Origin of the sequence: Oxynema aestuarii AP17, from assembly GCF_012295525.1 — a bacterium.
GTDB classification, from domain to species: Bacteria; Cyanobacteriota; Cyanobacteriia; order Cyanobacteriales; family Laspinemataceae; genus Oxynema; species Oxynema aestuarii.
Genome location: NZ_CP051167.1, coordinates 908,507 through 928,010, shown reverse-complemented (window position 1 = coordinate 928,010; position 19,504 = coordinate 908,507). Strand labels below are relative to the sequence as shown.

At 49.2% G+C, this 19,504-nt stretch carries 12 protein-coding genes; 5 read left to right on the top strand and 7 right to left on the bottom strand.

Features of this window, described 5'->3' with window-relative positions; genetic code table 11:
* Positions 1 to 25: 25 nt before the first annotated feature.
* Positions 26 to 484 (top strand): response regulator, encoded by a 459-nt coding sequence (locus HCG48_RS03715; protein ID WP_168567952.1) that lies wholly within the window; start codon positions 26 to 28, stop codon positions 482 to 484.
* Here the strand turns inward: HCG48_RS03715 and HCG48_RS03710 are convergent.
* Together HCG48_RS03710 and HCG48_RS03705 are read right to left on the bottom strand one after the other, a co-directional pair.
* Positions 461 to 3,517: a GAF domain-containing sensor histidine kinase gene (locus HCG48_RS03710; RefSeq protein WP_168567951.1), complete on the bottom strand. Its 3,057-nt coding sequence runs from the start codon at positions 3,515 to 3,517 to the stop codon at positions 461 to 463. The two genes, HCG48_RS03715 and HCG48_RS03710, sit on opposite strands and share 24 nt — an antisense overlap.
* 830 nt (positions 3,518 to 4,347) lie before the next feature.
* Positions 4,348 to 4,527 carry a hypothetical protein gene (locus HCG48_RS03705; RefSeq protein WP_168567950.1) on the bottom strand — a complete coding sequence of 60 codons (180 nt, stop codon included), beginning with the start codon at positions 4,525 to 4,527 and terminating at the stop codon, positions 4,348 to 4,350.
* A 316-nt stretch (positions 4,528 to 4,843) separates the two neighbouring features.
* Between HCG48_RS03705 and HCG48_RS03700 the strand changes: the two genes are divergently transcribed.
* The 3 genes from HCG48_RS03700 to HCG48_RS03695 are packed head-to-tail and all read left to right on the top strand — an operon-like array spanning position 4,844 to position 11,493.
* A complete protein-coding gene (locus tag HCG48_RS03700; protein WP_168567949.1) occupies positions 4,844 to 10,678 on the top strand; it encodes a PAS domain S-box protein in 5,835 nt (1,944 codons plus the stop codon).
* Positions 10,570 to 10,842 carry a CpcT/CpeT family chromophore lyase gene (locus HCG48_RS26395; protein ID WP_281362077.1) on the top strand — a complete coding sequence of 91 codons (273 nt, stop codon included), beginning with the start codon at positions 10,570 to 10,572 and terminating at the stop codon, positions 10,840 to 10,842. The genes HCG48_RS03700 and HCG48_RS26395 overlap by 109 nt, the downstream gene beginning before the upstream one ends.
* Before the next feature lie 18 nt (positions 10,843 to 10,860).
* Positions 10,861 to 11,493 (top strand): HAD-IB family phosphatase, encoded by a 633-nt coding sequence (locus tag HCG48_RS03695; RefSeq protein WP_168567948.1) that lies wholly within the window; start codon positions 10,861 to 10,863, stop codon positions 11,491 to 11,493.
* Positions 11,494 to 11,533: 40 nt separating this feature from the next.
* Here the strand turns inward: HCG48_RS03695 and HCG48_RS03690 are convergent, their stop codons facing one another.
* Both HCG48_RS03690 and HCG48_RS03685 read right to left on the bottom strand, forming a co-directional pair.
* Positions 11,534 to 11,968 (bottom strand): DUF1810 domain-containing protein, encoded by a 435-nt coding sequence (locus HCG48_RS03690; protein ID WP_168567947.1) that lies wholly within the window; start codon positions 11,966 to 11,968, stop codon positions 11,534 to 11,536.
* 51 nt (positions 11,969 to 12,019) lie between these two features.
* Positions 12,020 to 13,408, bottom strand: a complete 1,389-nt coding sequence (locus HCG48_RS03685; RefSeq protein ID WP_168567946.1) for an ATP-binding protein — start codon at positions 13,406 to 13,408, stop codon at positions 12,020 to 12,022.
* Between the two features lie 858 nt (positions 13,409 to 14,266).
* On the opposite strand from HCG48_RS03685, the gene HCG48_RS03680 reads away from it, so the two are divergent.
* Positions 14,267 to 14,863 (top strand): Tat pathway signal protein, encoded by a 597-nt coding sequence (locus HCG48_RS03680; protein WP_246259882.1) that lies wholly within the window; start codon positions 14,267 to 14,269, stop codon positions 14,861 to 14,863.
* A 354-nt stretch (positions 14,864 to 15,217) separates the two neighbouring features.
* On the opposite strand, the gene HCG48_RS03675 is transcribed toward HCG48_RS03680, so the two are convergent.
* From HCG48_RS03675 to HCG48_RS03665, 3 genes are all read right to left on the bottom strand, one after another.
* Positions 15,218 to 16,726, bottom strand: coding sequence for a tetratricopeptide repeat-containing S1 family peptidase (locus HCG48_RS03675; protein ID WP_168567944.1), 1,509 nt, complete (start codon positions 16,724 to 16,726; stop codon positions 15,218 to 15,220).
* Between the two features lie 351 nt (positions 16,727 to 17,077).
* The gene (locus HCG48_RS03670) at positions 17,078 to 17,728 is read right to left on the bottom strand and encodes a Crp/Fnr family transcriptional regulator (protein WP_168567943.1); all 651 of its coding nucleotides are present in this window, start codon (positions 17,726 to 17,728) and stop codon (positions 17,078 to 17,080) included.
* Positions 17,729 to 18,044: 316 nt separating this feature from the next.
* Entirely contained in the window at positions 18,045 to 19,466 is a 1,422-nt protein-coding gene (locus HCG48_RS03665; RefSeq protein WP_168567942.1) for a sodium/glutamate symporter, read from the bottom strand.
* Between the last annotated feature and the right edge of the window lie 38 nt (positions 19,467 to 19,504).

Here is a 19,504-nt window from a genome sequence, read left to right as displayed (position 1 = left end):
CGAGCGATTCTCCCTCGTACCTACTATGACAGACACAGAAGCCAAACAACACTCGATTTTACTCGTTGACGACGAAGCCAGTATCTTTGAAGTCATCGAAGGCTTATTGTATCGAGAAGGTTACCAATTAAGTTACGTGTCGAGCGGTCGCGAAGCCTTAGATCGCATCGACGAGATCGAACCGGACGTGATCCTGCTCGATTTGATGATGCCGGAAATGGACGGGATCGAAACCTGTCAGCAGATTAAAGCCAATCAACGCTGGTGTCACATTCCGATTATCATGGTTACCGCTTTGAGTTCTAAAGAAGATTTAGCGCGCTGTTTGGAAGCCGGGGCCGACGACTTTTTAGCCAAACCCGTTAACAGTTTGGAATTGCGCGCCCGGGTGCGATCGATGTTACGCATCAAGCTGCAATACGACGCCCTCGCCGCCACCCAGCGCTTGAGAACTCTCAATTTATTTAATGCTTTTGCTACGTGAAGCGGGGGCGATCTCCGACCGACGCGGTAAGGCGATCGTCAAGGTCGTCCCTCGGTCGAGTGCGGAGGTACAGGATAGCTGACCGCCGTGTTTTTTAATAATTTGATGGGCAATCGACAGGCCCAACCCCGTTCCCGACCCGACAGGTTTGGTGGTATAAAACGGGTCGAAAATCCGCGATTGTAGGGATTCGGCAATTCCCAAACCGTTGTCGCCGATCTGGATATAAATCCCCGCATCGCCCTCGCTTGCTCCGGTCGTTCCCGTTTCGACGGTGATTTTGGGCGTAAAATGGGCGTCGGTTTTCGCTTTTTCGGTCAAGGTATCGATCGCGTTTTCCAGCAACCCGATAAACACCTGATTGAGTTCGCTGGGATAGCATTCAAATTTGGGTAAGTCCCCGTAAACCGTAGCGACGGCGATCGCCCGTCGTCCGTCGTCGAGTTGCAGGCGATGTTCGATCAGTTGAAGGGTATGGTCTAATTCGCGATTGAGATCGACATTTTTAACCTGGGCTTCATCTAAATGGGAAAAATGGCGCAAGGCGGAGACGATCTTTTGAATGCGATCGGCGCCATTTCTAATCGAACCGAGCAAGCTTTCAAAGTCTTCCCGAATAAAGTCTAGCTCGATCGCTTCGATGGTTTCGATGACGTCCTCGGGCGGATCGGGATAGTGTTGTCGATAGCAGTCGATCAGCTCGAATAAAGCGTCGAGATAATTGAGCGCCGGGGAAACATTGGAGGCGATAAAGGTCACCGGATTGTTAATTTCGTGGGCGACGCCGCCGACCATTTTACCCAACGAGGCCATTTTTTCGCTGTGGATGATTTGCGCTTGGGTGCTTTGTAGTTGGTTGACGAGGGCTTCGAGTTGTTCCGCTTTCTCCCGTTCGCGGCTTTCCGACTGGCGCAAGGCGATTTCGGCGCGCTGGCGTTCGGCGATTTCGGTTTGCATTTGCTCGAAGAGGGAACATTGTTTGAGGGCGATCGCCAGGTGAACGCTCAACTGACGCAAACAGTCGATCTCGAAGCTTTCCCAAGGGCGCGGTTGGCGCTGATGGGCGATTAACAAGCCCCACAAGTGCGGATCGGCGTTCTCGTCTGGCTTAAAACTGCGCTCTTCGACGATCGGAACGACTAAATTCGCCCGAACCTCCAAACGGGCCAGCAGTTCGACGTGACAGGGGGTTAAATCGCTCTCGTGGATATCGGCGATCGCCCGAATGCGGCCCTCGCGATAGCGGTCCACGTAAGTGCCTCGAAAGCACGGATCGGCGATCGCCCGTCCCAACAACGAGGGACAGTCCGAGGTGAGGGCTTCGGCGCCGATAAAGCCGTCCCAATCCAGTTTGAAGCGATAGACCACCACGCGATCGACGTTTAAATACTGGCGGACTTCCTCGACGACGGTTTCCAGGAGGCGATCCATCGACAGGGACGAGCGAATGCGGTCGAGAATGCGGGCGATCGTTCGTTCTCGCTGCAAGCGTTGCTGTAGCGCCAGTTGCGCCGCAATGCGATCGCGCGCTTCTAAGGTCAGGGCGCTCATGTAGGCTAGATAACTGACAAAATTCTGTTCTTCGATCGTCCAGTGGCGCTGATTCCCGACGGTTTCCAAGCAGATGACCCCGACGATCGCCCCATTATGATAAATCGCCACGTCGAGCATCGAACCGATGGAGAGGGGAATTAAATAAGATTCGGCAAAATCCCGGGTGCGCGGGTCGTTGAGGGCGTCATCCACCGCCACCGCTTCCCCGGAGGCGATCGCCTCGAAATATGCCGGATAATCGGCGACGGCTAGTTTCAGACCCCGGCTAAAGCGATCGCGTTCCCGTTCGTAGAGGTAGATGCATTCGATCTGCGATCGCTCCTCGTCGTACAGCCAAATACTGCCCCGTTCCAGTTCTAAGGTTCGCGTCGCTAACTTGAGGATGTCTTGAAAAGCCCGATCGCGATCGCCTCGGTAGATACTCGGTAATTTCGCCAAATCCACCAACCCCTTTTGTTGGGCTCGCACTCGGGCGTCGTTTTGTTGCAGGGCGAGATTGAGCTGTTCGAGCTCGGAAGTCCGACGGCGGACGCGCTCTTCCATTTCGTCGTAAGCTCGGCGCAGCAAGTATTCTGACTCCTGACGTTGCAGTTCTGCCGCCGCCCGAAAGGCGAACACCCGCACGATATTTTCGCTGTCCGCTTCATTTTGCCACGGGCGATCGGAACACAAGCCCAAAATCCCGATCGCCTCTCGATCGTTGTCGAGTAAGGGAATACTGACACAGTAGGAATTCTCCCGATCGGGTCGTTCGTACGGTAGGGAGATGAAGCCATCGGTGCGATCCGCAGTTTCTAAGTTAACCGGATTGAGGCAATAGTTCTCGGCGACGCAATACGCCGCAGGCGTCGCTTCGCGATCGCGCGCTTCCCGGGGCCACACCGCGATCGGAATCGGCACGATCGGTTCGCTGTTACTCAGACGTGCGACGAACACTTCACTCACGTTGAGAACTTTAGCGAGATTTTCGACAAAAACCGGAAAAAATGCCTCTCCCGTCACCGATGCCGTTCCCGCCACAATCCGATTTAAGGCGGCTTCCGCTTGTTGCCGTTCTCGAATTTCTGTTTGTAGTTTTTGGTTGATCCGTTCTAATTCTTGGGGCGTTTTTAACGATAAAAATTGCGGGATTAAGGTGACCATCGTCCCGGCAGTGTAACAGGAAACCAGGGCGGTGATGCCCTGTTCCACTCCCGAGAGCCAGTACGCCGGATACCACAAGGTCCAAACGTCTAATAAATGCCCTAATCCACACAGGATAATAAAGGCGCCGAATAATTTAAAAATGCCTAAAAAAGGAACATCTCGACGTTTGTAGATAAAATAAATGAGCATCGACGGAATCGAGAAATAGGCGATCGCGATCGCCGTATCGCTGACTACGTGCAGGCCGACTAAAGGGGTTTGCCACAAATAACAGTGGCCGTGGGGCATATACAGATCTGGTGAAATAATTTTTTTGAGCAGTTCAAATAACATGAGTTTAGAGGGTACGATTCACGGAAATAAACGGTTTGCCCTGGTATACGACTTTCCCGCAAAATTTTAGCGGAGACATAAAAATATCCGTCACGGTTCGAGGGGGATCGATCGCGATCGCCCCCTGAAACCCCTGGGAGTGGGAGCATCTTGCTCCCTACATAGGTTACAAATCATTTAGGATTGCTATAGATCGTTTAGAAAGACGTTGAAAACGCTGGTTCTTTAAAGGGCGTTCGCCACAGTCGAGGCGATCGTTTCAGGAAAGAAAAACAGGCAACAGCCAACAGCAACAAGCAATTATCTTAAGGAGGAGAAGACAACATCTTCTGGATTGAGCGACGAACGGATTATTACAGTTTACCGCGCTTTTCGATCCGGATCGCGATCGCTTTGTCGTCTATTTTGTAGTCTCTCGTGGCTTCAAAAGTAGCTCGTTATCAAAACGTTCGTTTTTGGCGGCGGCTGACGATTGCAAAGTAAAAACTTATGGTAAATTCTCATTCCATCAGCCAAACCCGGGTTTCGCCGCGCTTTTGAGGTCGTCGAGGGAGGATTTTTCGTCGGAGTCGAGCAAGATTGATTTATATTTAAAGTAAAGTCGAGCGATCGCGTTATTCAAACAAAGTTCTAATAATCGATCGCAATTGATGTATACATTTAATGGGATAAAAAACTACAAATCTGATTTTTTAACCGATGAAATGATTTCCTGAGCGATCGCCACGGTAAAAATACGGATTGGATTCACATTACTTACTTAAAACCACGTAAAACACCGATAAAATAATCGATAACCGACGGTCTTTACAGTTTTATATTCATCTTTTTCAAAAGAAGAATTTAACCGGATACTCCTCCCCCGAATCTCCCCAGAGTCGGGAACTGCAACGGCGATCGTCAACGAATAACTCCGCGATCGCCACCCGCTCGACTCGGGTGTACGCTCCCCCAATCTTTAAGTTTTTAAAGTTTTCACGGAGATTGAGGGATAAGTGAATTGACCTCAAATGATTTTAGGTACAATAAAGTTAGTAGCTACGATTCGTGTTCGGCTCAGCCTGTCCTTCTAGAGGGCATAAATCCGGTTGGCGATCGCGGAGCGTCTCCAAAGGAAAATCGCCGAACACTCCCCCCCTTCTTTCACCGTTAATTGGCGAGCGAATAACCTACCACTAGATTTTCAATCGCTCGTTTCCACTCGTGTACTCAGAGCAATCCGATCGTTTAAAACCCTACTTTTTATTCGTTTAGACCTGGATCGAAGCCTAAAAGCGGCCTCGATTTTAGCAACAGGTCAATTTTTAAAAAAATTGAGAGGATTCGATGGAAAACTGGAATTTCCTTTCGAGCAAATCGGAGTCGGGATCGCACCGAGAACGGCTGGTCGAATGCGAAGCTAAATGCCGTCAATTAAATCAAGCTTTGCAACAAGTCTACGACGCATGGGAGCGATCGCGCCTTCGCGAAGCCGAAGAGAGTATATATCTTATTTTAGACCTGACCGGAAACGTTCTCACCCTCGGCGGCGCCGGGGAACAAATTTGGGGGTACTCCAGAGAAGAGCTTCTCGGCGCTTCGCTCTTGCAGTGGCTCAATGAAGAAGATCGCGGGAGCTTCGAGACGATGCTAGACGATTTTAGACATCAAAGCCGATCTCAGGGGCATTGGCAGGGGAAAGTGCGCCACGGCGATGCGACAATATCCCCTATTCGCGCGATCGCCCGCAAAATTCCCTTAAATCACACCCTCGACCGCGCCGGATCCGAGGCGATCGCCTGTTGGCTGTTGCCGACTCATCCCCCGCCGCCCAACTGCCCTACGCTTTCAAAAACGATTTCAATGGACTTACACGAGCTGATTCTCAGCAATATAACCGAACCCGTTTTTATCTGCGACCATAGCGGGGCATTTACCTATATTTGCCCGAATCTCACCCATTTATTCGGTTATTCCCTCGCCGAAATCCGCCAACTCGCAAATGTCAGCCAACTCCTCGGCCCTGGCTTTCTCCAATATTTAAAGGACTGTCATTTTTACGATCGCCCGGTCGGGGCCGAACTCCATAACCTCGAATGGGAAATCCGCGATCGCGACAACCGCCACCACCATATCCTAATTACAGTCAAACGAGTGGCGATCGACGGCGGAACCTTACTCTATACCTGCCGCGAAATTACCGAATACAAACGAATTCAAACCGAATTAAATCAATATCAACAACATCTAGAACAACGAGTCAGCGAGCGTACCGCCCAAAATACTGCCTTAATCGACTCGTTGCAAGTCGCCAACCAGCGACTCAAAACCGAAATTATCCGCCGCCGCCAGGTCGAAAAAGCCTTGCGCGACAGCGAACGGCGCTTGAGTTCGATCGCCGCCAACCTACCGGGGATCGTCTTTCGCTACATCGTCCACGCAGACGGAACCCATTCCCTCCCCTATATCAGTGCGGGAGTTTGTGAATTTATCGGCGTCACGGCGGCAGAAATCGGCGACAATCCCGATCTGTTTCTCGAAAGCGTTCATCGCGACGATCTCCCCTCCCTCCTCGATACCCTAGACCATTGCTGTCAAACCCTGACCCCTCTAGACCGCGAATGGCGGATGGTGTCGCGCGACGGGACGGAAAAATGGGTGCGCGGAATCGCCCGAGTCTATCGCGAAGACAATGGCGACGTGGTCTTTGACGGGGCCGATCTCGATATCAGCGCAACCAAAGCCACCGAACGGGCCTTATCCGCTAGCGAAGCGAAGCAACGAGCCTTACTGGCGGCGATTCCGGACATGTTGTTTCATGTCGATCTCGACGGCAACTTTTTAGATTTCATCCCCGGACGGGAGGTTAACCCCCTGGTTCCGCCGGAAGAATTTTTAGGGCGCAACATCCACGAGGTGTTACCCGAGGGGTTCGCCAACCGCATCGAGGAGCACTTACAGCGTTGTTGGCAAACTCAAACCGTCCAATGGTTTGAAACGGATCTGTGGCAAGACGGTCGCATCCGTCATTACGAAGTGCGCGTCACCCCGGTGGAAAACGAGCAGTTGTTGACAATGGTGCGCGATGTTTCCAACCGCAAGCAGGCGGAACTCGCCTTGCGCCAACAGATGCAGTGGAGTCACCTGCTGTTGCATTCCACCCTCGATGGGTTTTTGGCGATCGCCCCGAACGGACAAATTCGCGAAGTCAATCCGGCATTTTGCGCGATGACGGGTTACGAGCGATCGCAACTGCTGCACATGAGCTTGTGGGATTTGGACACGAACGCGCGCAATTCCGACGGGATGACCTATCTCGAAGGCGCTTCCCAATTCAATTCGGTTCGCTGCGAGACTCAATACCGCCACGCGAACGGATCGGATATTGCCGTGGAAGCGAGCATCAGCTTTGTGGAATTAGCCGAAGAGCAGTTATTTTTCTTGTTCGTGCGCGATATGACCGAACGAGTGCGATCGCAGGTGGCGTTAGCGCACAGTGAAGCCCGCTATCGGGCGATCGTCGAAGATCAAACCGAGTTAATTACCCGCTTTACTCCCAATCTTACCCTGACCTTTGTCAACGAAGCGTGCTGTCGCTATTTCGGCTGTACGAAAAAAGACATGCTCGGCAAAAGTTTTATCCCCTTAATTACCCCGGAAGATCGCCAAGCGGTCTTAGAAGCTTTGCGTTCTCTGTCTCCCGAGATCCCGACGGTGACGATCGAACAACGGTTAATCGTCGGTGAAGGGGAAATACGCTGGATGCAGTGGAACAATCGCGCCTTTTTCGACGAAAACGGGCAGGTCGTCGAACTGCAGGGCGTCGGACGCGACATTACCGATCGCGTTGTGGCGGAACAGTCCCTTCAAGAGAGCCAAAAGTTTATCCAAAAAATTGCCAAAACGGCTCCGGCGGTGATTTACGTGTACGACTTGGTCGAAGAACGCACGATCTATCTCAATCAGAAACTGTCGGAAATACTGGGGCGACCGGAGATTAACAAGCAAGTCTTAGAAAGGGGTTGGCCTTTACAACTGTTACATCCGGAAGATGCGCTCAAGTATGGCGAACGCTTGCAAGAATGGCAGAGGGTGAAAAATACTGAGGTTCTCGAATGGGAAGTGCGGATGCAACATGCGGACGGACGGTGGCGGACGTTGCGATCGCACGATACCGTCTTTAGCCGCAATCCCGACGGAACGCCCCGCCAAATCTTGGGGATGGCGATCGATATTACCGAAAGCAAACAAGCGCGACGAGAACGCGATCGCCTGTTCGAGATCTCTTTAGATTTGATCGCGATCGCCGATTTCGAGATGGTCTTTCACCGGGTCAATCCCGCCGTGGAAACGATCCTCGGCTATACCCCCGAAGAATTTGTCGCGTTCACCGGATTCGATTTAATTCACCCGGACGACTTAAGCTCTACGGAGGTAGAGCTAGAAAAACTCAAAAGCGGTGAATTATCGGTCGGCCTTGAAAATCGCTATCTTTGCAAAGATGGTTCCTATAAATGGCTTAATTGGACGGCGGTTCCGGTACTGGAAGAGGGCTTGATTTACACGATCGCCCGGGATGTCACCGAACGCAAGCAAGTCGCCGCCGAACGCGATCGCTTTTTCAACTTATCTCTCGATACGATGGTCGTTTTGGGATTTGACACTCGCTTTAGGCGAGTCAATCCCGCCGTCATGGAAGTTCTCGGCTATACCCCGGATGAATTTCTGTCCCTGTCCATTTTCGATATCGTCCATCCCGACGATCGCCGCGCCACTGCCGAACAATTGAATCGGTTAAAACAAGGCCAACGAGTGGCGGGCTTTGAAAACCGCTACCGGGATAAAGATGGGTCGTATCGATGGCTGTCGTGGTCGGCGTTCGCGATCGTCGAAGAGGGCTTAATTTATGGAGTGGCGCGCGATACGAGCGATCGCAAGCGAGTGGAAGAACAATTACGGGAAAGTCAGGAGAAATATCGGGTTCTGTTTGAAATTTTCCCAATTGGCTTGGCCATTTGCGATCCTAACGGCCAAATCGTCGGTGCCAACCCGGCGATGACGCAGATTTTGGGGATCGACGAACAGGCGTCTTTACAACGGGCGATCGACGATTACCACTGGCAGATGATTCGCCCGGACGGAACGCCGATGCCTCCGGCGGAGTTTGCCTCGGTACGGGCCTTGAACGAAGGGCGATTGGTCGCCAATGTGGAAATGGGTTTAATCAGACCCGACGGCGAGATTGCCTGGCTCAATGTCACTGCAGCGCCGATTCCTCTCGAAAAATACGGGGTGGCGATCGCCTTTACCGATATCGGCGATCGCAAACGCGCCATGCAAGAACTGCAACGCCGAGAGCAAGAATATCGCACCCTCGCTGACAACACCCCGGATATCATCGCCCGCATCGACCGACAACTGCGCCACGTTTACGTCAATCCGGCAATTACCAAAGCCACGGGCTTACCTGTCAGCCACTTTATCGGTAAATCCAACCGCGACTTGGGAATGCCCGAGGATCTGTGTCAGGTGTGGGATCGGACGATGTACGAAGTGTTCGAGACTGGGGAAGAACGGACGATCGAATATGAATTCCCGACTCCGGAAGGCAAGCGCGTCTACCAGTCCCACCTAGTGCCGGAGTTTTCTCCCGATGGCGCTTTAGACTACATCCTCGGTTTAGCGCGAGATATCACCTCGTTAACCCAAGCGAACCAATCGTTACAGGTGGCGCGGGCGCGCTTGGAACATTTACTGACGGCGAGTCCGGCGATGATTTATAGCTACAAAGCCTCTGCGCCCTATCAGATCGGCTTTGTCAGTCCTAATATTCAGACCTATCTGGGTTATGAGGTCGAAGAAATTGTCCAAAGCTCCAACTTTTGGCACGATCGCGTCCATCCGGACGATCGCGACTGCATCGAGGGGTTGCTTCCCCACTTATTCGAGGTCGGCTCTCACATCCACGAATACCGCTTTCAACACAAGGATGGAAGCTATCGCTGGCTTTACGATCGCCTCCAACTCGTCTGCGACGACGAGGGGCATCCGTTAGAAATTATCGGGTCGTGGATCGACATTACCGATCGCAAACAGGCGGAGGAACGGGCGATCTTTCTGTCGAAGGCGATCGAAACCTCCAGCGATGCGGTGGGGATGTGTAACCCCCAAGGGGTCGCTCTGTATCACAATTCTACTTTTATCAATTTATTCGGCTATACTGTCGAACAATTGGCGGAAGCGGGCGGTCCGAGGAGCATTTACAGCGATCGCGAGGTGGCCCGGGAGGTGTTCGAGACGATCCGAGGTGGGGACAACTGGCGCGGCGAGGTGCAGATGCACGATCGCCACGGACACTTGTTAGATATCCTCTTGCGCGCCTACCCGATTAAAAATGAGGCGGGGGCGATCGTCGGTTTGGTCGGCGTCCATACGGATATCGGCGATCGCAAGCGGATTCAGGAAGAACTCGCCCATCACGCGGCGGAGTTGGCGCGATCGAATGCGGAGTTGGAACAGTTCGCCTATATCGCCTCTCACGACCTCCAAGAACCGTTGCGAATCGTCAGCAGTTATACGAAGTTGTTGGCGAAGCGTTACGGCGATCGCCTCGACGCCAAAGCGGAGAAATACATCAATTACATTACCGATGGCAGCGCTCGAATGCAGCAGCTCATCGAAGACCTGCTCGATTATTCCCGAGTCGGCACGCGCGGTCAAGAGTTCGAGCCGATCGAAAGTGAGGAGATCTTGCAACAGGCGATCGCCAATTTGCACGTCAGCATTCACAAAAATCACGCCGCCATTACCCACGACCCCTTACCCGCGATCGTCGGCGACGCCAAGCAACTCGCCCGCCTGTTGCAAAATTTAATCTCCAATGCGATTAAATATAGAGGGGAGCGATCGCCTGCGGTTCACGTCTCGGCCCGCCGTCAGGACCGCACCTGGGTCTTTTCGATCCGCGACAACGGGATCGGGATCGATCCCAAACACCACGATCGCATTTTCACGATCTTTCAACGCCTCCACACCCGCGAAGAATATCCGGGCACGGGTATCGGGCTGGCAATTTGCAAAAAAATCGTCGAACGTCATGGCGGTCGCATCTGGGTCGAGTCCGAACCGGGAGAAGGGTCAATTTTTTACTTTACCCTGCCCGATTCCCCGGCGCCGACTTAGGGTCGTTCCCGGGGGCCGTTCGCATCACCAACAGCGTCGTCGTGAATGACAACGGGATGGAGACCGGGGATCGGGGCTTCGATGCGGCGGGGAAGCAGCTATGGGGAGCGGATGAAAAACCGTATCGCTTTCGCAAAATTGCCGATACGGCGGCTCAAAAGTGAGATTATCTGTTTGAATTTATGAAAAGAATCGTTTTCTGTGACTTTGACGGCACCATTACCACACAAGATACATTTGTGAAGATGATGCGCGAGTTCGCCCCGGAATGCGCTCGCGATTTGCTCCCGGAGATCTACGCTTTGCGCTTGAGCTTGCGCGATGGCATCCGTCAGACCCTCGAATCGATTCCCTCGCGGCGCTATGGGGAAATTCTCGACTTCATCCGTCCGGAACCGAGGCGATCGGGTTTTGTGGAGTTTCTCGACTTTCTCGACGCCCGCAACGTCCCTATTGTTGTGGTTTCCGGCGGATTGCGCGGCATGGTCGAAACGGTTCTGGGGGATGTGCGATCGCGGATCCTCGCCATCCACGCCGTCGAAGCGGACACGAGGGGGGAATATTTGCGGATTTCTTCTCAGTTTGAAGGGGGAACCGAGTTGGTCGCCAAGGTCAAGGCGATCGAACATTATGCCCCGGAACAAGCGGTGGCGATCGGCGATTCCGTCACCGATTTGAATATGGCCCTTCACGCCCCGATCGTCTTTGCCAGAGAACGACTCGCGGACTATTTAGAAGCCCGCGATCGCCCTTATTTCCCCTGGAATGACTTTTTTGACATCCGCGATCGGCTGCAGCAATTATGGGAAATATAGAACTTTTGTTGTTATATAAAATACTTCAACTATCTTCTCGTCACTCATCCAATGCCAACAACTCCAAAGTCTTCGGATCGCGCTCCCCGTCATAAAATCGCTCTAAGGCTTGCACGAACACCCCATCGGCGGGGGATGCCACCGCGAATAAGGTCGCACAAGATCGAAATTTCAAGTCGTCGGGAGACCCGAAGATCTCACGAGCCGATCGCCCCGGAATCTGCAACACCGTTGTCGTGCATTCCCGCAAGCGATCGCCCAACACCGGATGAGCTAAATAAGCTCTCGCTTCGGCGAGGCTGTGGATGGCGTAGCATCTGGACGTAAAACTCAAGCCCAAGCCTCGATATTGCGGGAAAATGTACCACATCCAATGCGATCGCTTCCGTCCCGCTTTCAGTTCGCCTAAAGCGCGCTCGTAGCTTATGGCTTGCGCGTCGAGGAACCGCTTTAAGTTATACGGATCGTCTTGCATCTGCGTTTCGCTCCCCTCTATCCGCTTACGGTTGTGATTGATTCAGGCATGTTATAAATGAGATCGAGATCGTGTTGTATACTCCCTAATCACTTGATTTACTAAAAAAAAAGTTTTTTTCTCATCTTCGATCGCCTCAACTAAAAATCTACTTTTCAGAGAGTGTAGGGCATTGAATACATCAGTTAATGATATTGACATATGTTTACAAAGATGTCCTAAAGTCACTGGTTTTTCTTCTTCCGTGAGGCGATCGAGAATTGCTTTTTCTGAATCTGTCAACCGTTTGAAACTATCATTTAATAAATCGGCTAGCGCTTCAGGAATGACCGGAGTCTCAAATTGCAAAAATTCTGCAACTCTCCCCCCACACAACTCCTGAATTACCGTTGCAGTTAGTTTCAACCACATCGGATTTGCATTGTAAGTATCAATTAAAGTTTTCCAACTTTCCTCATCAGTGAGCTGATATTCCTTAAGAAGTGCTTCAGCCGCTCCGATCTGTAAACCTCTTAAAACAAGTATCGGGTCATCCTTATCTTTTTTTTGATAAGCAGCAACCTCTCGTGGTTTTTCCGAGCTAATTAATAGAAAACAACTATTATGGTTAACTTCTGAAATTAGTTTAAATAAGCGTTGATAACTCTCAAGTTCAGGCTGATAATCTCCGGCGAGTTTTTGGCTGGAAAATAATTTCTGCAGATCGTCAAAAACAATTAAACAGCGATATTTTCGTAGGTAGTCGAGGAGTTGAAAGATTTGATTTTCAAGCGGATTGGCTTCAAGCGGATTGGCAACGTTTGATTTAGAGAAAAATTCGAGTAGGGTACGGAGGGTCACTTCTGGAGGAGGAGAAAAACAGAGACTTCGATAAATAATATAATCAAATTGGGGTTTAATCTGTTGTAACAATTGAACTATTAGAGTAGTTTTGCCAATCCCCCTAGCTCCTAAGATAGTAATCAGCCGACTATTTTTATTGAAAATCGAGTTTTCTAAGATTTTGAGTTCTTCTTGTCTCCCGTAAAACCCGCTAATTTCTGGAATTTCACCCAAGTATTGATAGGGTTGGCTTCTTCCTTTTTTCTTTTTATATCTAGGTTTATTTGTTTGTGTGGCTTCACTACAAAAATTTACATTATTAACAGTTACATGACCTACGTTTTCGGCGGAAAAATCATTAAATTCTACTTTTTTAATAATCGAGCGAAAGTTAGATTTATTAATTTCTTGACGTAATTCTTTTGATAAGATTTGCCAAAGTTCCGATCCGGTATTTCTCACATGACCTTCACTTTGATAGGTTTCTGCCGCAATTTCCGTATAGGTTTTTCCTTCAACGGTTCCGCGTAAGACCGCTTCTTGCAGATGGTCTAAGTGCTTGCCCGTTTTCATAAAAATGAGTGAATCGGCGAGTTTTAGCACTTCGTTAATGTCCATTAAGATAGGGGAAATACTCGATTTTGTGAATTATACCCTATCTTCCTGATATTTCTGACATTTTTGCTGACATTTTCGAGCTGAGTTCGCCGTGAAATGGTGACATTTCAGCTCAGGGAGGTCGTTTATAGTAAAGAAGAAAGTATTCTGACGATATTGATGATGGGAAAATTTCGTTCAGTCAGGCGGTGGTTTTCCATTGGGATACTGTCGGCAATTTTAGGGACAGCTATCCCACCTGTAGCCCAAGCCCAGCGACCGATTTATTTACTCGACCTGGAATGTGTTGAGGTTTGGAGTTCCTCCATAAGGACAACCTTCCTGGAAGGATCTGATATTTCCATAGGCCGAGAACTATACACCAGTATTATGAACGCAGTCCCTTTTGGAATTACCTGTAGACTGCCGGGGGGTCCCGGAACAGTAGAAATACAGTATGGAGTTCCAGATACATCCAGATTACCACCAGCCCTGATCCAGGTTTATGTGGATGGCAGTGAAGTGGCTCGACAGGAAGGGGAGCAGGGAAAGATTAGTACATTGCTGGTGGACGTGAGTAACGGACGAAGCCTCGCCATTGATGTTAATTGTACCCGAAAAGATAACTGTAGCACAGGCGCGTACCACTTCTTCAGGTTCCATCTGAACCCAGGCGCTCGTTCTCCAGGGAGTCGATAAGTTATGACTCTTAGCCGTCGTCAACTCAATCGAATGATCGTCTGGGGTGGTGCTTCTGTTGTTGCTTCTAAGACTTGTGGTATTTTTTTCCCCAAACCTGCCGAAGCCTATTCCTTAGACTTTCCCCTCAGTCGCTTTTCTGCGAATGGTGTGTTTAGGGGACTGCGAGAGTATTGTGGAGTGCAACCTCTTTCCGGGGTTTTATCTTCGATTTTGCAAGGAAATGGAAATACGAATAGCGAAATTCCTACAGATGCGGCTCGCCGAATTCGTATTGCCGACCAAGAATTTATTAGACGAAATTTTACCAACAACCGAACCGAGTTAGCCCAAAATGGCAGTGGAGTTGAATCGAGTATTAGTCGGTTGTGGGGTCGGCAAAAACAAGAAAGCGTGGGTGCTAATGTCGGTTTTGGCTTTGTCCAGAAATTTCAAGATCAATATAGTGATGCGAAAATTTCTGGGCCAACATTATGTGGAATTCATAATGTCCAAAAAGTGCTGGCCGACCAACGGTTAACTCCGCCCGATATTGCCAATCTTCTTTTACCAACGCGCTCTACTTTTGACGATTGGGGTTCTTGGGGTGGGGATACCGATGGCTCTGTGGGTAGAAATCCAAATGTCGCTTTCAGTCAATATAATTCTTTAACGGGAAGGGTTACATCTCGCTATGAGTTAGTAGAACCCGGACCCAAGGGTTTTGGTCGGGTGGAGTTTACGGTGGAGGGCAGAAATCAACCGAGGCGAACTATATTGTTGACGGTTAGATTCTAGGCCATTGCAACTTGACTTACAGAGAACCTGTGTTAATACATGGGGTGTTGACATAAAAATAATTAATTTACTGGATGCATCTCGTGGCTTTAAGCCTTCGTAATATAACTGGGACACGGTATGTCCGTGTTCTTAAGATTTTAAATATTTTCAACATTTTGAAATTTAAGAATTTAGGAATGCGATCGTGGTTCTCACGATCGTGATAAATATCGTAGTAAAAGTAAAAAACTCTCGCCCCTACGGTCATTGCTAGTAAGCTAGAAATGATGGGTTTCACTTGATTAATAAAATATTTCGAGGTGAGTATCATTCACCTCGAAACAATCTTGTAATTCTATCTTGCTTTTACTTTTACTGTTGGAGTTGACTAGCCATTTCTGATGCTTTTTGAGCATCTGCACTCATTCCTTGAGCTTCAAATAAACGGGCTGCTTGTTGTAAATCGGAAATAGCCCCTTGGCGATCGCCTATTTTGGCTAAGGTAATACCTCGATTTGCATAGGCTTTTGCATAGTTCGGATTCAGTTGAATCGCTTGGGTGTAATCGGCTAAGGCAGCACGATAATTGCCAATCCGAAAAAGAGCTAAACCTCGATTGAAATAAGTATTCGATCTCCCGGGATTGATGTGCAAGGCTTGATTAAAGTCATCAATTGCTTGTTGTTGATCTCCCAGATCGGATAAGGCTAATCCTCGGTTATTATAAGCGGCGGCAAATGTACGGTCTAGACGGATAACTTGGGTGTAATCGTCAATAGAACCGAGTAGATCGCCCATCTCTGCACGAACTAAGGCACGATTATAATAAGCATCGGCATAAGCGGGAGCGATCTCAAGAGCTGTCGTGTAATCTACTAAACTTTTACCTAAATCATCTAGTTCAAAATAGGCTAAAGCTCGATAAAAAAACGCTTCTGAGTAGTTTTGTTGGTTTTGAATTGCCTGAGTAAAATCGGCAATAGCACCAGAAAAGTCAGCGCGATCGAATCGGCTTAAACCGCGAACGTAAAAAGTTTGTGCATTATTGGGGTTATCGACAGCAATAGGTACGTTTGTAGTTGGTGAATCGTCGATCGCGAATGCCGAACGATTTAATCCTACTTCTGACAATTTAGAGAGAAACATATTAATCGGAATTGCTGAATTAAATCCCGTTTTTGTTGGCGTTCTACCTGTAGGTTTGCCTTGATTATCTAGCACCCAATCGTAATCGCGATCTCCCTGTCCATGAATTCCAATAACTCGGCCTTCACTATCAAATACAGGTCCTCCACTCATGCCACCTTTAGTAATAGCGTTGTAGCGTAAAGTGTAACCTGAAGGATGGTTGTCGAGAAGGCTGGTCACAAATCCTGGTGAAAACTCAAAATTACGGTTAGTTCCAACTTTTTTATTCAAAATATTAGCTGGATATCCAAAAACAAAAATTTCAGAGCCAATAGCTGTTCTATCTGAATTGCTCAAGGTGACAACAGGATAAGATTCGGTACTACTAAACGTTACGATTGCTAAATCTGGTTGATTTTGATTTTGCGCTAATCGGACAATGCTAGTTACTGAATAATCTTTTCCGGTATGAGTACGAATGTTATAGCTGAATTGAGAATCATCAATAACATGGTCGCAAGTTAAAATTGTATATTTTGTACCATCTTTGGCAATAATGAATCCAGAACCGCTCCTTATTGCCTTACTAGATTCGCCATTAATTTGAACAGTGACTGGAACAGCTATTTGAGCAATTTCTTGGGCAGATTTAGCAAAAATGGGTGACGGTGCAAATGTAACAAGCCCAGCAACAGTGATGGTTCCTGCTAGAATAGCGGTGAGAGAATCAAACTGGGAATAATTTCTACTCATGACTTGTTATTTCTCTGGAGTTATGCTTATCTACCTTAAATATTAAAGGTAAAAATAAAACATAGATGGTAGATCGACTCCAGAAATTGTCAGATTTTGAATAATTATGATATTTCTGACAATTCTGATATCAAATCAGTAGAGTGAGTGGATTCCTGTTTCTGCGGAAATGATAGATTACTTGGGTTTAATACCATTAGAATCACCGGAAAGGACACGGCATTGCCGTGTCCCTACCCAGGATCGATGAAAAAGTATAAGTCAGCCTACTTTAACGATTCTGAAAAATTCTGAAAAAACGATAAACCCTTTCCATCGGCGGGATGAAAAGGGCTTTATACAACAGCAAGACTAAAAACCGTGACGTAAAACCGATCCATTTCTTAAGTGAGATAATGGAGTATCTCGGATAATCAAATGGCGTTTGGCATCGAGGTCGATCGCCCCTTCTTTACGCAACTTACCCAACATGCGCGTGACTGTAACCCGACTCGTCCCGATCGCGCTGGCGATATCTTGGTGCGTTAAACGAACCAGCAACCGGGTTCCTTGTGAGACAGGTTGCCCTATTTCTTGTTTTAATAGCAATAACAACTGATGCAACCGATCTTCCACTCGTCGCTGACCCGCGATCGCCAACATCGCTTCCACTTGGCGCAAACGGCGGGCGAGTTGGGGTAACATTTCTTGAGCCAGTCTGGGAGAGGATTCGACTTCTGTCACCGAAAACCACATTAAATAAACATCGGAAAGGGCTTTAGCTTGATACGTTTCCAGACAACTCAACCACAAGCTAAAACACATTGACGGACCCACCCAACCGAGTAAACCTTCTTCGCCTGTCGGATAAAGGGTGCTCAGTTGCACTAAACCCTGACCGACTTGCCAAACCCCTTGTGCTAAAACGGGGATAGTCTCTCCTTTGGCGTAAAAATGCAGTCGGCGTTCTTCTCTGGGATGGCGCCGTTCTGTTTCTAGGACAGCTTTTAATGTTGGGGGCATATTTGTCTCGACCAGTCAAGAACACTGGTTACAAACCTTTGGGTTTCAGGCTACCCGGTTAAGGTAAAGCCCAGGTAATGCTTTGATTACCCCCACACTAAACTTTCGTTAATTCGTTAATACATTTGTAAAATCGATATCGCAATTATCAACCCCATGGGGTACGAATTGCATCGCGGACTTCCCCTTTTTTAAGGAAGATGGACGGGGATCTCCCCTACTCCATCACCAACAAAAGCGAGAGAAAGCAATTCAAGTTCGCTGGTAGTTTTGCGATCGCGCAATAGCAGACCTCCTCTCTCGACCCGCGATCGCCCTAGAAACCTTTTTGACTTCTGCGAGCAATTTGGCGGAAATTATAAAGTCCAAAAATAATCCAAAATGCCAGTAAAGCCCCCGTCAATATTAACACTTTCACCGAACCGAGTTCGACAATTAAAGCAGGAGCCGCAGCCGTAAATAACCCCCCACCGACTATCGGCTCGAAAAACAGTTGTTTGTACGCGAAACTTTCAAACGCACCGGAACGATTTTGCGGATCCACCATTCTCAATAACACAATTCCAGTCGCCGTCACCCCCATCGATTGACCCACATCTCCGATGCCGCGCTCGAACCAATAGGACGGCAAAAGACGCGGACCGAGAAACAGAAACGCCCAAATATTCCAGACAATCCCGGCAATCGAGAGAATCAGAAACGCGAGGAAATTCTCGCCCAAAACTTGCAGCGAAATCGAAGCGAGCGCGGTAACGATGGTCACGTCTAAAGCAACTCCGGCAATGCGTTTCATTAAGTCGGGATCGACCAACAAACTGCGACCCAAACGCACCATTATTAATTGAAAAATTAAGCCGCCGACGAGAGCCATTGGAAACAGGGGAACGTAGGTCATAATCTCTGTACCACCGCGACCCCAGGTGACAGCTTCTAAAGAAATTAACCCTTGTAATAGCAGCCAACCGATCGCGATCGCGATCGCCACAAATCCCAAATTTAACGAGAGCGGATCGATGAGCATATCTCGCATCAATCGCGCTCTCGCCGCCCGTATTTCCGAGGTAGGATCGTGTGCCGTTCCCTCATTCGACCCTGACGATTGCGCCGTCGAAGAGACGGCAATATGACCTTTGCGCCGTCCCCACGCCGATAAAATCGTCCCGGAAACGATCCCGGAAACGATGCCGACCGTCGCCAATCCTAATGCTAACTCCGCCCCTTCAGGAAAGCCTAACTTATCGAAAGTAGCGGCCATTCCCGCAGCCGTTCCGTGTCCTCCTTCAAAGGCAATTTCGATCAGCGCTCCGGCGATCGGATCGAGACCCAATAGCGGCGTTAAAATTAACAGGGTCAGTAATAAACCAACTACATATTGACCCCAAGCAAGGGTTTGACCGAAAGCGACTTGAGGGGATGCTTTTCGCCAAATTTCCCGGGGACTGGGAATCGCTTCGCCGAGAAAAAGGGTGGCGAACACGACATTAATAAAAATTCCCGGAGATTGGCTCCAAACTTGGCGCATGGTTTCGGGAAATAAGCCTTGAGCGAGGGGAGACTCGACGGGAACGATCGCCCCGAGCACTTGCGGCCCGCATAACAAGGCTAACACCCCCGCCACGATCGAACTCGGGATGAATAACGATCGCAAAATCCCGATATGCTGTCGGATGGACCGCGCGATCGCGATTAAAATTCCGAGCACGATAAAGGCAAAAAAAGCATCGACTAATTCAAACACGATCTCGATCGCCCCCTAACTATCTGGTTAATATAGAG